Source organism: Streptosporangium sp. NBC_01639, from assembly GCF_045209755.1.
Classification (GTDB): Bacteria; Actinomycetota; Actinomycetes; order Streptosporangiales; family Streptosporangiaceae; genus Streptosporangium.
The window spans coordinates 3,409,435-3,423,377 of record NZ_CP109272.1 but is presented as its reverse complement, the minus strand read 5'-3'; the positions used below and the strand labels follow the sequence as shown (position 1 = coordinate 3,423,377).

Annotated in this window: 8 protein-coding genes; 6 read left to right on the top strand and 2 right to left on the bottom strand. The window is 70.4% G+C overall.

Features of this window, described 5'->3' with window-relative positions:
• The first annotated feature begins 20 nt into the window (after positions 1-20).
• The 6 genes from OHA77_RS15160 (at position 21) to OHA77_RS15135 (ending at position 9,842) form a co-directional block, all read left to right on the top strand.
• Positions 21-1,871 carry a glycosyltransferase family 2 protein gene (locus OHA77_RS15160; RefSeq protein ID WP_406318748.1) on the top strand — a complete coding sequence of 617 codons (1,851 nt, stop codon included), beginning with the start codon at positions 21-23 and terminating at the stop codon, positions 1,869-1,871.
• Positions 1,861-2,901 carry a pseudaminic acid synthase gene (gene pseI / locus OHA77_RS15155; protein WP_406318747.1) on the top strand — a complete coding sequence of 347 codons (1,041 nt, stop codon included), beginning with the start codon at positions 1,861-1,863 and terminating at the stop codon, positions 2,899-2,901. Before OHA77_RS15160 ends, pseI begins: the two co-directional genes overlap by 11 nt.
• Positions 2,902-3,311: 410 nt before the next feature.
• Positions 3,312-6,782, top strand: a complete 3,471-nt coding sequence (locus OHA77_RS15150) for a CDP-glycerol glycerophosphotransferase family protein (RefSeq protein WP_406318746.1) — start codon at positions 3,312-3,314, stop codon at positions 6,780-6,782.
• Between the two features lie 146 nt (positions 6,783-6,928).
• Positions 6,929-7,759, top strand: a complete 831-nt coding sequence (locus tag OHA77_RS15145) for a CDP-alcohol phosphatidyltransferase family protein (protein ID WP_406318745.1) — start codon at positions 6,929-6,931, stop codon at positions 7,757-7,759.
• Between the two features lie 26 nt (positions 7,760-7,785).
• Positions 7,786-8,796 (top strand): sulfotransferase, encoded by a 1,011-nt coding sequence (locus tag OHA77_RS15140; RefSeq protein ID WP_326819983.1) that lies wholly within the window; start codon positions 7,786-7,788, stop codon positions 8,794-8,796.
• Between the two features lie 2 nt (positions 8,797-8,798).
• Positions 8,799-9,842: a sulfotransferase gene (locus OHA77_RS15135; RefSeq protein ID WP_326819984.1), complete on the top strand. Its 1,044-nt coding sequence runs from the start codon at positions 8,799-8,801 to the stop codon at positions 9,840-9,842.
• Between the two features lie 43 nt (positions 9,843-9,885).
• Here the strand turns inward: OHA77_RS15135 and OHA77_RS15130 are convergent, their stop codons facing one another.
• Together OHA77_RS15130 and OHA77_RS15125 are read right to left on the bottom strand one after the other, a co-directional pair.
• Positions 9,886-10,974 (bottom strand): glycosyltransferase, encoded by a 1,089-nt coding sequence (locus OHA77_RS15130; protein ID WP_406318744.1) that lies wholly within the window; start codon positions 10,972-10,974, stop codon positions 9,886-9,888.
• A gap of 8 nt (positions 10,975-10,982) precedes the next feature.
• Positions 10,983-13,847, bottom strand: coding sequence for a CDP-glycerol glycerophosphotransferase family protein (locus OHA77_RS15125; RefSeq protein ID WP_406318742.1), 2,865 nt, complete (start codon positions 13,845-13,847; stop codon positions 10,983-10,985).
• Positions 13,848-13,943: the final 96 nt, after the last annotated feature.

Here is a 13,943-nt window from a genome sequence, read left to right as displayed (position 1 = left end):
CATCTCTGGGGGCGAGCTCTATGCCACAACTCAGTGTGGTCGTTCCGTACCACAACGTGGAACCGTACTTTGAAGAGTGCCTGGCGTCGATCCGGGACCAGACATTCGACGATCTCGAGGTCATCTGCGTGGATGACGGATCGCTGGACGGGAGCGCCGTCATAGCCAAGGACTATGCGGCGCGGGACCGGCGGTTCCGGCTGGTGGTCCAGGAGAACCAGGGCCTCGGTCCCGCCCGGAACACCGGGGTGAGACACGCGTCGGGGCGCTACCTGGCCTTCGCCGACAGCGACGACATCGTCCCGCCGCGCGCCTACGAGCTTCTGGTGGGCTCCCTGGAGCGCAGCGGATCCGACATCGCCTCGGGCAATGTGCAGCGGCTCACCTCCGAGGGGCTGATCCAGTCCTGGGCGCACCGCAACGCCTTCAGAAGGAACCAGACCGGCACGCACATCACCCGGAACGTGCATCTGCTCTTCGACCGCTCGGTGTGGAACAAGGTCTTCCGGCGCTCGTTCTGGGACACCCTGGGCATGGAGTTCCCGGCCAGGCTGTACGAGGACATGCCGGTGACCATCCCCGCCCACGTACGCGCCCGGGCCGTGGACGTGCTCTCCGAGGTCGTCTACATCTGGCGGCTGCGCGAGGGGTCCATCACCGAGCGCCGCTTCCGCGCGGAGAACGTCACCGATCTCATGATCTCCGTCTCGGAGACCGCGCGGTTCCTTGAGGAGCACACCCCCGGGCTGCGCCGCGTCTACGAGCGCGACACCCTCTTCAACGATCTCCGGGTGGCGGTCGAGGCACTCGCGGCGGGCGTCGAGCCCGACGTGCTGCTGGAGGTCGTCTGCTCCTACCTCGACACCGTCGGGCGGAAGGCACATCTGGAGCTGCCGGCGATCCGCCGGCTGCAGATCCAGCTGATGCACCGGCGCATGGTCACGGAGCTGGCCGAGGCGGTCCGGTTCGAGCGGGACAGCATGGAGGAGGCCCAGGTACGGCGGGGCCTGCTGTTACGCCGCAAATGGTATGCCGACTACCCTTTCCGGCGCGGGTACGGGATCCCCCGCTGGGTCTTCGACGTCTCACGAGAGCTCACGATGACCGGGCGGCTGGAGAGCTGGGAGTGGCGCGACGGCCGCCTTCGCGGAGAGGGCAGGGTGAAGCTGCCCGGTGTCATGGTGGGGGCGGCGGCGTCGTGCTCGATCGACCTCTGGCTGTACGACCGCGCGACCGGTACGGTGCTGCAACTGCCGGTGGAGCGGGACGAGCTCGGATTCGCCTTCGACTGTGACCCCGGGCCGCTCGCCGGGCAGATCTGCCGGTGGGAGCTGTGGGTCCGGTTCACCGTGGACGGGATCGTCCGGGAGGCACGGCTGCGCAACCACGCCCCGGTGCCCGCCCCCCGCGACACCGGCACCGGTACATGGGTCCAGCCGCTCGCCGACGACAAGGGGTTCGCCGTCCTCACCGTGAGACGCCCGAAGGCGGCGGTGACCGGGTGCGATCCGGCCGGAGACCGGCTGCGGATCCGCGGATGGCACGCCGAACAGGAGAACGCCGAAGGTGTCACCCTGGTGATGAGCGTCCTGGACGGCCTGGTGCGGACCTATCCCGTCGAGACCGCCCCGGCGGGAGACGGCCGCAGGGAGTTCGTGGTGGGCCTACCCACCGAGGACCTGCGGGTCGAGCAGGAGACGGCCACCTGGAACATGTTCTTGTCCGGTATGGCCGACGGTAAGCCGCTGCGGATGCCGGTGGCCCTCCAGGACCTCCCCGGGTGGGAGACGGACGGGTGGGAGATCCAGGTGGCGCGCACATCGCGCGGGAACATGGCGCTGAGAGTACAGCGGAGCGAAAATGATCATTAATGGACGGCCCGTCGGCGTCGAGGTCGCACCGTACGTCATCGCGGAGATGTCCGGGAACCACGACGGCGAGCTCGCCACGGCGATGAAGATCGTCGATGCGGTGGCGGCATCGGGGGCGCACGCGCTCAAACTTCAGACCTACCGGGCGGACACCATCACCGTCGATGCCGACGGCCCCGCGTTCCGGGTGTCCCAGGGTCACGACCTGTGGGGTGGCGAGCGGCTCTACGATCTCTACGAGCGCGCGCACACGCCCTGGGAATGGCACGCGCCGATCTTCGAGCGGGCGCGGTCGATGGGGCTGACCGTCTTCTCCAGCCCGTTCGACCCGACGGCCGTGGACCTCCTGGAGAGCCTGGGAGCACCCGCCTACAAGATCGCCTCGTCGGAGATCGTGGATCTGCCGCTGATCCGCCGGGTGGCGCGGACCGGGAAGCCGCTGATCATCTCGACCGGGATGGCGGGCCTGGGCGAGATGGACGCGGCGGTCCAGGCGGCCAGGGGCGCCGGATGCGAGCACCTGGTCCTGCTGGGATGCACGGCGGCCTATCCGGCGGCGGTGTCCGACAGCAACCTGCGCAGACTGCCCGCGCTGGCTGAGGCGTTCGGGGTGCCGGTCGGGCTGTCGGACCACACGCCGGGCATCGGCGCCGCGGTGGCCGCGGTCGCGCTCGGCGCGTGTGTCATCGAGAAGCACGTGACCCTCGACCGGTCCGGCGGCGGCGTCGACGCGGCGTTCTCGCTGGAACCGGACGAGCTGTCGGCGCTCGTCGTCGAGAGCGACCGCGCCTGGCAGGCGCTCGGCAGCACCGTGGTCCGCCCGGTGTCCGCGGAGAGCGAGGGGTTGCGCTTCCGCCGGTCCCTGTACGTGGTGGCCGACGTCCGCGCCGGCGACGTGGTGTCGGAGAGCAACGTCCGATCGATCCGTCCCGCGGGAGGGCTGCCCCCAGACATGATCACGACGGTGGCCGGCCGGACGTTCCGCCGCGACGCGGTTCGGGGGACCCCGCTCACCTGGGAACTGATCTGACCGGCCGATGACCCTGACCGGCCGGTGACGCGGCCGCAAGGCCCGCCGGTCTGTGTGGCGGCGGAGCCGGAGGCTCGCCGGTCCGGGACGCGGCAAACCTGACCGGCCCGTGTGATGGCGGAGTCGGCGGCTCGCCGGTCCGGGACGCGACCGGACCCGCGGCCTTCGGCGTCCCGGCGGTCACCTCGGGGTGCCGGGCCGTACGGGGCGGTCAAGGAACGGCCAGAGCCGCGCCATTTAAGTGCATGCTCCCGGCGTCTATCAGGCATTCTCCTCATTCTCATGGAGGGGGAGCGCGCCCGGACCCGCTCCGGATCCCATCTGGATCACCCCGGTCGGTCTGGATTCTGAGGATGTTGGAGGCTGACGCTTTGTCGCCGCTTCTGAGTGTCGTTGTCCCTTTCTTTAATGTGGAACCGTATTTTGCGGAGTGCCTGTCCTCGATCGCCAGGCAGACGCTCCGCGACACCGAGGTCATCTGTGTGGACGACGGGTCGCTCGACGGCAGCGCCCGCATTGCCAAGGAGTTCGCCGGGAAGGACGGCCGCTTCCGGGTCGTCCAGCAGGAGAACGCCGGGCTGGGGCCGGCCAGGAACACCGGGGCGTTCCACGCGACCGGTGAGTACCTGTGCTTCATGGACAGCGACGACGTGCTGCCCGTCGACGCCTACGAACTGCTGGTCTCCTCGCTGCGCGAGTCGGGCTCCGACCTCGCGTGCGGCAACGTCCTCTTTCTCAACTCCGTGGAGACCTGGCGTTCCGGCCTGCACTCCCGGCCCTTCCGGGAGACCGTACGGCGGACGCACGTCAGTGCGCGTCCCGAACTGCTCCTGGACCGCACGGCCTGGAACAAGGTCTTCCGTCGTGATTTCTACCGGGAGCACGGTCTCGCCTTCCCCGCAGGGCTCTACGAGGACGCGCCCGTCACCATTCCGGCCCATGTGCTGGCGCGCTCGGTCGACGTGCTCGGTGACGTGGTCTACTGCTGGCGGCAGCGGGAGGCCGGCGACCCGTCGATCACGCAGAGCCGTACCGTCCCCGGCAACCTGGAGGACCGGATCGCGTCTATCACCCGGGTCCAGGCGTTCCTGGCCGACCACGCCGCTCCCGAGCTCCGGCGCCGGTTCGACGAGTTCGTCCTCCGCAGCGATCTCACTCTCTACGTCAACGCGGTCCTGGACGCCGGCGAGGACTATCGGCAGCGGCTGGTGGAGAACGCGGGGGCGCTCGTCGAGCGGATGGATCCCGGCATCCTGTCCGGGCTCCCCTGGGAGCAGCGCCTGCTGTTCGAGCTGCTGAGACGCCGCAGGACGGACGCGTTCACCGAGGTGCTGGCCGATCGGCGGGCGGGTGTTTTCCACGGTATGAAGCGCCGGATGTTCGGCTGGTACGCCGACCATCCGATGATGCGCGGAAGCGGGCTGCCCAAGGAGGTGTTCCGCGCGGGTGACGGTGACCTCCCCCTGGTCTGCCGGGTCGACCGGATCGAACCACTGGACGGCGGCGACCTGCTCCGGGTGTCCGGCCGCGCCTACCTCAGGGGCATCGACCTGCCGCGGAGGGAGTCGTCGGATATCACGGCGACGCTGCGCAACACCCGGACCGACCGGGTCGTCGAACTACCGGTCCGGCGGACGCTCCGCACGGACGTGACCGCCGCCTCCCGTCACGGGGCGACCTGCTACGACTGGTCGGGGTTCGAGGTCGACCTCGAACTCGCCGTGCTGACCCAGCCCGCCCGGAAGACCAGATGGCAGCTGGAGTTCCAGGTCGCCGCGCGGGCCGTACGGCGATCCGGCCCGCTGACCGCCACCCCGAGCAGCGAGGTCCGCCGGTTCCCCGGCCTCGCGGTGCCCCCCCGAGGTGCCCTGTACGTGGACGTGAACGCCGACGAAGAGGTGCTGCTGCGGGTCCAGCGGATCCAGGGCGAGACGGAGGTCCGCGCCACCGCGGCGGGGGCGTTCGAGGTGTCGGGCTGGGTGGCGTCCGACGACCAGGCCGAGTCGGGCGGGAGGCTGCTGGCCCGGCTGCGCCGGGGCGGCCGGGAGGTCGGTGTCCCCGCCCGCTGCGAGCCGCTCGGCGGGGGGCGGATCGGGTTCAGCGCCCGCCTGCCCGTCACGGAACTGCTCCCGGCCGATCTGCTGGGAGAGGACACGGTCGGCCCGCAGATCGACCCCGACCCCCGGTGGGATCTGTTCCTCGTCACCGAACCTGACAGGTCCCGCAGGCTGACGGCCGGACCCGTGGCGGTCGAGGAGTATGTGACCGCGGGGGACCGCGAGGTCGGTGTCGTCGCGACGGGGCTCGGCTCCCTCAGCGCGGTGGTCCGCCCGACCCGGCCGGTGGTGACCGAGATCGGCTGGGTCGATGGCGACGTCCTCCGGGTGACGGGACGGTACGCCAGGAAGACGGACCCGCTCCGGAGGCTCGTCCTGCGGGAGGCGGACGGCGGCGGGACGCACCAGGTGCCGCTGGAGTGGGAGGGGGAGCGGTTCTCCTGCGCGTTCCCACCGGCCCGTTTCGAGCTGTACGGCGAGCACGTGCCGCTCACCACGGGCCGATGGGAGATCCTGATCACCTCCGGCGGGGACCTGTACCCGGTCAGGATGGTCAGGAGCCTGCCGGCCGATCTGCCCGCCGTGCTGACCGCCGGGACGCACACGTTCCAGGTGCGGGCGTACCGGACGAACGGCGTCGCCGTCGACGTCCGGCCGGAGCTCGGAGCCGACGCGGGCAACCACGCCCAACGCCGGCTGGCGGAGCGGGACTACCCGGCCTTCAGGAAGAAGCCGGTGAAGGACCTGGTGGTGTTCGAGTCCTGGGCGGGACGCCGCTACTCCGGCAGCCCACGCGCGATCTACGAAGAACTACGGCGCAGAGGCGATGGCCGCGAGTGCGTGTGGATCACCGCGGACGGCAGGGTGAACCCTCCCGGGGAGGCGCGCGTCGTGCTGCGTGACAGCCGGGACCACTACGAGGCCCTGGCCCGGGCCGGCCACATCGTCTCCAACGGGAGAGCACCGGACTGGTTCACCAAGCGTGCCGGTCAGACCTACGTCCGCACCTGGCACGGCACCCCGCTCAAGCGCGTCGGCCACGACGTCGCCGAGGGCCGGTTCAGCAGCCGGGCGGACCGGCTGCGCCGACTCGTCCCGGAGGTGGCCAGGTGGGACCTGCTGATCTCGTCCGGTCCCTTCGCCACCTCGGTGCTGCCCGGCGCGCTCCGGTACGGCGGGGCCGTTCTCGAATCCGGCCGTCCCGGCAACGACCTGCTGCACCGGCCCGGCGGCGGCGCCGAGGTCGCACGGGTACGACGGGCACTGGGCATCCCGCCGGGCAGCCGGGTGGTGCTGCACGCGCCCACCTGGCGGGACGACCAGGTGCTCTCGGGCGGCAGGCACCATCCCGGGGTTCGGCTGAACGTGGACCTGGCGCTCCGGGCGCTCGGTGAAGACCACGTCTTCCTGTTCCGGGACCACCCGCACACGACAGGGTCGCTTCGGCCCATCAGCCTGCATCCCCGCTTCATCGACGTCACCGGTTATCCGGACGTCACGGACCTGCTGCTCGTGGCCGACGTCCTCATCACTGACTATTCGTCGCTGATGTTCGACTTCGCGGGCACCGGCCGTCCAATGATCTTCTTTGCCTTCGACCTGGAGCACTACCGCGAACGGCTGCGCGGCTTCTACCTCGATCCGGCCGAACACGCTCCGGGGCCCCTGCTGGAGACCGCCGACGAGGTGATCGACGCGCTGGCCGGCATCGACCGGACCACCTCGGCACACGCCCCGGCCTACGGCCGTTTCCGGGCCCAGTTCTGCCATCTCGACGACGGAGCCGCCGCCGCCCGCGTCGTCGACCACGTGTTCCGGGACTGAACCGGCGGGAACGGCCTTCCATGCCGGGAAATGTCAGGTGTGCCCGCCACCCCGGATGACGCTGCTGGTCAAAACCCGGTATGGAGATCCTCTCTTGGCGTCCGAGTGTCATCCATCGATCACGCAGGGTGGTCATGCTGGAACGCATGAGGGCCTATTCGTTGAACGACGTTCACGCGACCCGCAAACGAAAAGACTCCTGGTGGACGGTCTACATGGTCGATCCGGTGGCGTGCAGGCTCACCCTGCTCGTCGCCAACCACACGAACATCACCCCCAACGGGCTGAGCCGTCTGTCCCTGGTCCTCGGGATGGGGTCGGCCGTCTGCTTCGCGTTCGGACAGCTCGTGGCGGGGGCCGCGCTGTTCTACGTGAGCTTCATGGTCGACTGCATGGACGGGAAGATCGCCCGGCTCAAGCAGACGGGGACCGCGTTCGGCCTCTGGCTCGACTACGTGGGCGACCGCATCAGGGTGGTCTGCTGCGCGATCGGGCTGGCGATCGGCCAGTACGCGGCGACGGGGGACGACGCCTACATCATGCTCGGAGCCGGGGTCGCCGTCCTTGACCTGTTCCGCTACGTGAACGCGCCGCAGATGAAGCGCGTGCGAGAGGTGGTCAGGGAGAACAGGCTGGAGGCCCGGATGAACGCCGGGCCGGTGGTGCCCCGGCAGCCCCGGCCGCCCGGGATGCCCCGGCCGCCTCGGGCGCCCAAGGCGCTCACCGTGCGCCGCAGGCTCGGCCGGTTCCTCATCCGCCACCGGGTGCGGACCCATCTGATCAGTGGCATCGAGTTCCACGCCGCGGTGTTCGTGGTCGCTCCGCTGGCCGGGGTGGCGGCGCTGCTGCCCGTCTCCATCGTGGCGGGCACGCTGCTCCTGCTGAACGAAATCTTTCTGATCTACCGAATGTGGCTGTTCACCCGGGCCGCGCCTGCGGTGCCGCGCCCGGAGAACGCGCAACGCGTACCTGCTTGATCATCTTTTACGGGGGGTTCGTTGTCATGCAGTCCGACCGACCGATCTTTGTGATCGGCTGCCCACGCTCCGGCACCACCATGTTGCAGCTCATGTTGCACTCGCATCCGCGTATCGCGGTTCCTCCGGAGACGCGGTTCCTGGTGCCCGGCTACTACCGCAGGTTCGTCTTCGGGGACCTGCGCGAGCAGGGGAACCGGCGCAGGCTGGGCCGGTGGATCGTGAGCGACAAGGACACCAAGTTCAAGGAGCTCAGGCTCAACGGGGAAGAGCTGATCGAGAACATCGCGGCCGGACCGCCGACGTTGGGCTCGGCGATGGGGATCACCTTCCGTTCCTACGCCGAGCAGCACAGCAAGTCCCGCTGGGGTGACAAGCGGCCGAGCTACTTCCACCATGTGGACCTCCTGATGCGGCTCTTCCCCGACGCCCAGTTCGTCCACCTGATCAGGGACGGCCGCGACTGCGTGGCGTCGCTGAAGGAGATGCCCTGGTACACCAAGGACGTCTTCCACGCGGTGACCAACTGGGCCGAGGCGATCGACTACGGCCGCAGGCACGCCAAGAACCTCCCGGCCGACAGCTACTACGAGTTGCGTTACGAGGACCTGACGGCCTATCCGGAGACCGAGCTCGGCAAGCTGTGCGACTTCCTCGGCGAGGACTACGACCCGGCGATGAGCGAGCCGTACCACGTGGGCAGGCTGGCGATCCCGGAGCACAAGGTCTGGCACAGCAACACGCACAGCGACGTGACCACCGCCCGGACCGGCTCGTGGAAGACCCGGCTGGAGCCGTGGGAGGTCGCGGTCTGTGAGACGGTGCTGGCCGACCGGCTGACCGCCAACGGCTACGAGCTGACCGGCGCCCCCAAGGCGGCCAAGGAGCACGTCGAGGCGTGCGAGAAGGCGGCGTCCAAACGGCGCTGGGCCCGCAGGCGGAAGGAGTTCCGTGACCGGCTGAACCGCTTCCGCGAGCCGAGCCCGGTGGCCGCGCAGCTCACCACCCGGCAACTGGGCGAGCTGGCGAAGGTCTGACAATGCAATCGGATCGACCGATCTTCATCGTGGGCTGTCCCCGCTCGGGGACGACGATGCTGCAGCTCATGACGCACGCCCACGCCCGCATCGCGATTCCCCCGGAGACCCGGTTCATGGTCGCCGCCTACCAGCGGCGGCTGCACTTCGGCGATCTGAACGACCCGGCACGCCGGCGGGAACTGGCCGAGTGGGTGGTGAGCCGCCGCCAGTCGCGCTTCAACGACCTGGGGCTGGACGGCGAGGAGGTCACCCGGCAGATCGTCGCCGGACCGCCGACGCTCGGCTCCGCGCTGGGCATCGTGCTCCGCTCCTACGCGGTCCAGCACGGCAAGCCGCGCTGGGGCGACAAACGGCCGTCCTACTTCCAGAACATCGACGTGCTGCTCCGGCTCTTCCCCGACGCCCAGTTCGTCCACCTGATCAGGGACGGCCGCGACTGCGTGGCGTCGCTGAAGGAGATGCCCTGGTACAATGGGAACGCCTACAGCGCGGTCGCCGCCTGGGCCGAGGCGATCGACTTCGCCCGGCACGGCGCGCCCAAGCTCCCCGAGGGCAGCTACCACGAACTGCGCTACGAGGACCTGACGACGGATCCCGAGGCCCATCTGCGCAGGCTGTGCGAGTTCCTCGGCGAGGACTTCGACCCGGCCATGTGCGAGCCGAAGACGGTGGCCGACATCGCCTGTCCGGCGCGCAAGACCTGGCACTCGCTCACCCACGAGGACGTGACCACCGCCCGGTCGGGCTCGTGGAAGAAGCGGCTCGACCCCTGGGAGATCTCGCTGTGCGAGAGCATCCTCGGCGACCGGCTGGAGACCTACGGCTACGAGCTCAGCGGAGCGCCGAAGACGGAGACCTCGCGGATGGTCGCCTACGAGCGGACCGCGGCCAAACGGAAGCTGGCCCGGGTCAAGCGGGTGGCCTTCGACCGGCTGATGCGGCTCCGCGAGCAGAACCCGCTGGGCGCCCGGCTCACCTCCGGCCAGCTCGTCCTGGCCGGGGTGCCCCAGCCCCGCAGCGAACCCGTCACGGCCGACAGGTGAGCTGACCGCGGTCCGGACGGCCGGTCCTCCCACCGGTCCGGGGTCAGCGGACGACCTCGTCGAACAGGGCCTCCCACCGGTCCAGGACCCGCTCCAGCCGGAACGCCTCGACGTGTGCCCGAGCGGCGGCGCCCAGCCGCCGCCGCTCGGCCGCCGAGCACATCAGCCCGGCCAGCGCCGCCGCGAAGGCCGGCACATCGGCCGGGGGCACCAGCAGGCCGGTCTCCCCGTCCAGGACCAGCGACCGCACCCCGCCCGACACGTCGAACGCCACCGAGGGCACCCCGTGGGAGGCGGCCTCGCCGAGCACCAGTGGCAGCCCCTCGTGCTCGCTGGACAGCGCGAGCACCGATCCGTCCAGGTATTCGCGGCTCATTGCGGTCGCGGGGACCGTACCGCGGAACACCACCCGGTCCGCCACCCCGCACGCCCGCGCGTGCAGACGCAGCCGCTCCAGCTCCGCGCCCTCGCCGATCAGGTGCAGCTCCCAGTCCTCGTCCACCGTACGGCAGGCCTCCGCGAAGGCGGAGATCAACCGGTCGAACCGCTTGACGCCCGCCAACCGGCCGACTCCGAGAACCCGGTGACCGGTCAGGCCGGCGGTCCGCGACGGCCAGGTGGGCAGCGGGTTGGGGATGGCCCAGGTGTTGGGCAGTAGCGCGCGCTCGGAGAACAGCCACGCGTCGTCCTCGCTGAGGAACACCGCCTTCTCCAGTTCGCCGTAGTGCCTGCTGACCGAGCTGAAGTGCCAAGACCCCCGCGCGTGCTCGTAGGAGCCGTGGTACTGGCCGATCGGCAGCAGGTGTTCCGGCAGCAGGGTCCTCAGCCGGGTCACCACACCCGGCGAGGCGAGCACCGCGTACCCCGCCCCCAGCTCCCGGAACAGCGCGCCGAGCCTGCGGTGCTCCCGGCGCGCGCCCAGCCGGGAGAGCCCGCCGACCGGCGCGCGGTGGATCACGTGGTGCCGGTAGCCGGGCCGCTCCACGTAGCGGAACGGGTTCTCGGCCCGGTGCAGCCCGACCACGTGCACGTCGTGTCCCCGTTCGGCCAGCCCCTGCGCCAGTGTGTGGGTGACCCGCTGGATGCCGCCGAGGGTGTCGGCGTCCATGCAGGCGAACATCACGGAGCTCATCGCGCGGCTCACCGCGGCCCTTCCGGTGCGAGCGGCCCGTCCGGTGCGAGCGGCCCGTCCGGCGTGGGCGACCCGTCCGGCCGCCGCGCGGCGACGGGCGCGGGCAGCCGGATCGGCCGCCGTGCGGTGACGGGCAAGACGGCCCGCGTGGGGGGCCGGTCCCGCACCCCGCCGAAGAAGGCGTCCGTCACCTTCGCCGAAGCGTGCCCCTTCTCCCGGGCGCACCACGTCCTGCGGAACTCGATGTACGCGGCGGCGAACGACGCGGCCACCTCGTCGAGGTCGCGCAGCGCCTCGACGAGTTCCTCCGTGGTGGTCAGGCAGGGGCCGGGGGCGATCGCCGGCAGGTCGTGGTAGACACCCCGCTCGACCGCGCGGTACTCGTCCCAGTCGTCGATCAGGAACAGCATCGGCCGACCGGTGACCGCGTAGTCGCACATCAGCGAGGAGTAGTCGGTCAGCAGCGCGTCGGAGGCCAGCATCAGGTCGTTGACCTCGGGGTAGTCGCCGGCCTGGCGGACGAAGTGCCGCAGGTGCTGCGGCACCTCGTAGCGTTCGACCGGGTGCGGCCGGAGGATCAGCACCCACTCGCCGGCGAGCGCCTCGGCCATCATGTCCAGGTCGGCCCGGATCGACCGCCCGGATGACCTGGTCCGGTCCCGGTAGGTGGGCGCGTAGAGCAGCACCCTGCGGCCCGGGGGGATCTCCAGCCGGTCCTTCGCCCGCCGTACCGCCTCGTCGTCCCCGTGGACGAGCACGTCGCACCGGGGCGAGCCGTACCGCAGCAGCGGTCCCTCGTATCCGTGGGAGGGCAGGAAGACCCGTTCGAACTCGGCGCTGGGCGCGACCAGCGTGTCCCATCGCGCGACCGCCGCCCGCCACTGCGCCCGCGGCCCGGGGAAGTCGGCCCGCAGGTCCGGCGAGTTGAAACCGACCGACTTGATGCCCTGACCGTGCCAGGTCTGCAGGTAGCGGGTCCGGGCCGGCTTGGGATAGGCCAGCGGCATGCCATGGCTGTCCACCCAGTAGCCGGCCCTGGCCATGGTCCACAGGTGGCGCCAGCTCATCCGCCGCACCAGCCTGGCGTCCGCGGGGAAGTTCCGCCGGTTCCGGGCGACGGACCAGACCATGTCGAGAGGTGCCCGGCGCCGCCTGAGCTCCTCGTAGACGTAGCGGGGATTCCCGGTGTAACCGGCGCCGGCGTCGGCTTCGAAGAGCACCAGATCCTGGCGGGGCGGCACGATCCTGAGCAGCCCCTTGTAGACGCGGAGCTTCACCTCCGGCCGGCCGGCCCGCCTGATCGCCCCGCGGACGATCCGCCCCAGCCGGGGGACGGGACGGAGCAGGTTCCGGCGCTGCCACCGCACCCGCAGGTACGCGGCCGTCCCCTCCGCCATGACGGTGACCCGCTGGCCGGGTACGCGGGCGCTGAACGGCTTGGCGGCCGGTTCGACGAGCAGCGCGTCGGTGGTCACCCGCCCGTCGGCGCGGACGATCTCGACCCGTGGGTCGTACCGGCCGTCGAAGCCCAGCGGGCCGTAACGGCCGTGCCTGAGCGTGGCGAGGTCGACGGTCGCCTCGCTCAGGTGGCTTCCGTCGTCCTGTTCGCACGGTGCCAGCGGCACCCGGTGGTCCTTGAACCGCAGGAACGCACTCCAGCCGGGGTTGGCGGCGAGCACCCCGAAGGGGTCGTAGGTCCTGATCGTCAGCGTGACCCGGGTGCCCTCGCCGGTGAAGGCGGCCTCGTGGCGGAGCCGGGCCGCGGTGTAGGGCAGTTCGGCCATCCGCAGTGCGGTGATGTCCATCTTCTCGGCGGGGGAGGTGCCCCAGTAGGTCCGCCCGTCCTCCTGTACGGCGGAGCGCGGAGCCGCCTTCGGCCCGCTCAGCGACCGGGAGGCGACCACCAGCTCGTCCGCGCGGCCGTTCAGGATCAGGCCGCAGCAGACCCGGACGAGCGGCTCGACGGAGGTGAAGGCCTCCGGGTCGATCTCCTCCAGGTAGGGGCGGACCAGGGCGGAGAACTCCTCGGCCCACATCGGGTCACGCGAGGGCAGCGGGTTCAGGTAGACCCGCAGGTCCTGGCGGAGGAAGCGGCGCTGGCGCTGGGGTACCAGGTCGGCGAGGCCGTTCTCGCGCAGGATGCCGTCGCTCAGCCGGGCCGCCTTGATCCGCTGCCGGACGTTGTCCATCTCCCTGATGCTCAGCGAGATGGACAGCCGTGTCTCGTCCCTCTCCTGAGACCGGTGCCACAGGTAGACGGTCCACGGCACCACGGCGAACCGCCGTGCGGCGCAGTACAGCTCGGTGGTGAAGACGTGGTCCTCGTAGTGCAGATCCTCCCGGAAGGGCAGCCGGCGCAGCAGCTCGGCCGGGTAGAGCTTGTTGGTGCTGAAGGAGTCGAGGAACAGTTCGGGCTCCCGCGCGATCCCCTCGACAGTCCTGCGCCGGGCGAACAGGTCGGGGTAGTAGCCCTTCGTCCTGCCGTTCCACTCGTACAGCCGGGAGATCTGGCCGGTGACGAAGTCGGCGCCGGTCCGCTCGATCTCCAGCACCATGCTCTTGCAGGCGTGCCTGGGCAGCCGGTCGTCACTGTCCAGGAACATGACGTACGGCGCGCGGGCCGCCGCCGCCCCCCGGTTGCGCGGCCCTCCGCAACCCCCGCTGTTGACGTCGGCGCGCAGGTAGCGGACCCGGGCGTCCTCCCGCTGGAGCTCCCGGGCGACCCGGTCGGTGCCGTCGGTGCTCCCGTCGTCCGAAATGATCACTTCGATGTTCCGCAGTGTCTGCCCCAGCGCGGACCGCACAGCCCTGGGCAGCCGTGCGGCGTCGTTGTAGGTGATGACCACCACACTGCAGTCAGGGCTATTGATCACATTTTGAGATGTTCCCTGAACTAAGTGATGCCTTGTCCGTCTTGTTGATTGATGACGGTCTTTTGGGAATTGCCGGAAAGAACGATGAGAGTCGCG

Coding starts and splice junctions, on each gene's coding strand:
- OHA77_RS15135 (WP_326819984.1), top strand. CDS start 8,799: ATGCAATCGGATCGACCGATCTTCATCGTGGGCTGTCCCCGCTCGGGG.
- OHA77_RS15145 (WP_406318745.1), top strand. CDS start 6,929: ATGAGGGCCTATTCGTTGAACGACGTTCACGCGACCCGCAAACGAAAA.
- OHA77_RS15130 (WP_406318744.1), bottom strand. CDS start 10,974: ATGAGCTCCGTGATGTTCGCCTGCATGGACGCCGACACCCTCGGCGGC.
- OHA77_RS15160 (WP_406318748.1), top strand. CDS start 21: ATGCCACAACTCAGTGTGGTCGTTCCGTACCACAACGTGGAACCGTAC.
- OHA77_RS15140 (WP_326819983.1), top strand. CDS start 7,786: ATGCAGTCCGACCGACCGATCTTTGTGATCGGCTGCCCACGCTCCGGC.
- pseI (WP_406318747.1), top strand. CDS start 1,861: ATGATCATTAATGGACGGCCCGTCGGCGTCGAGGTCGCACCGTACGTC.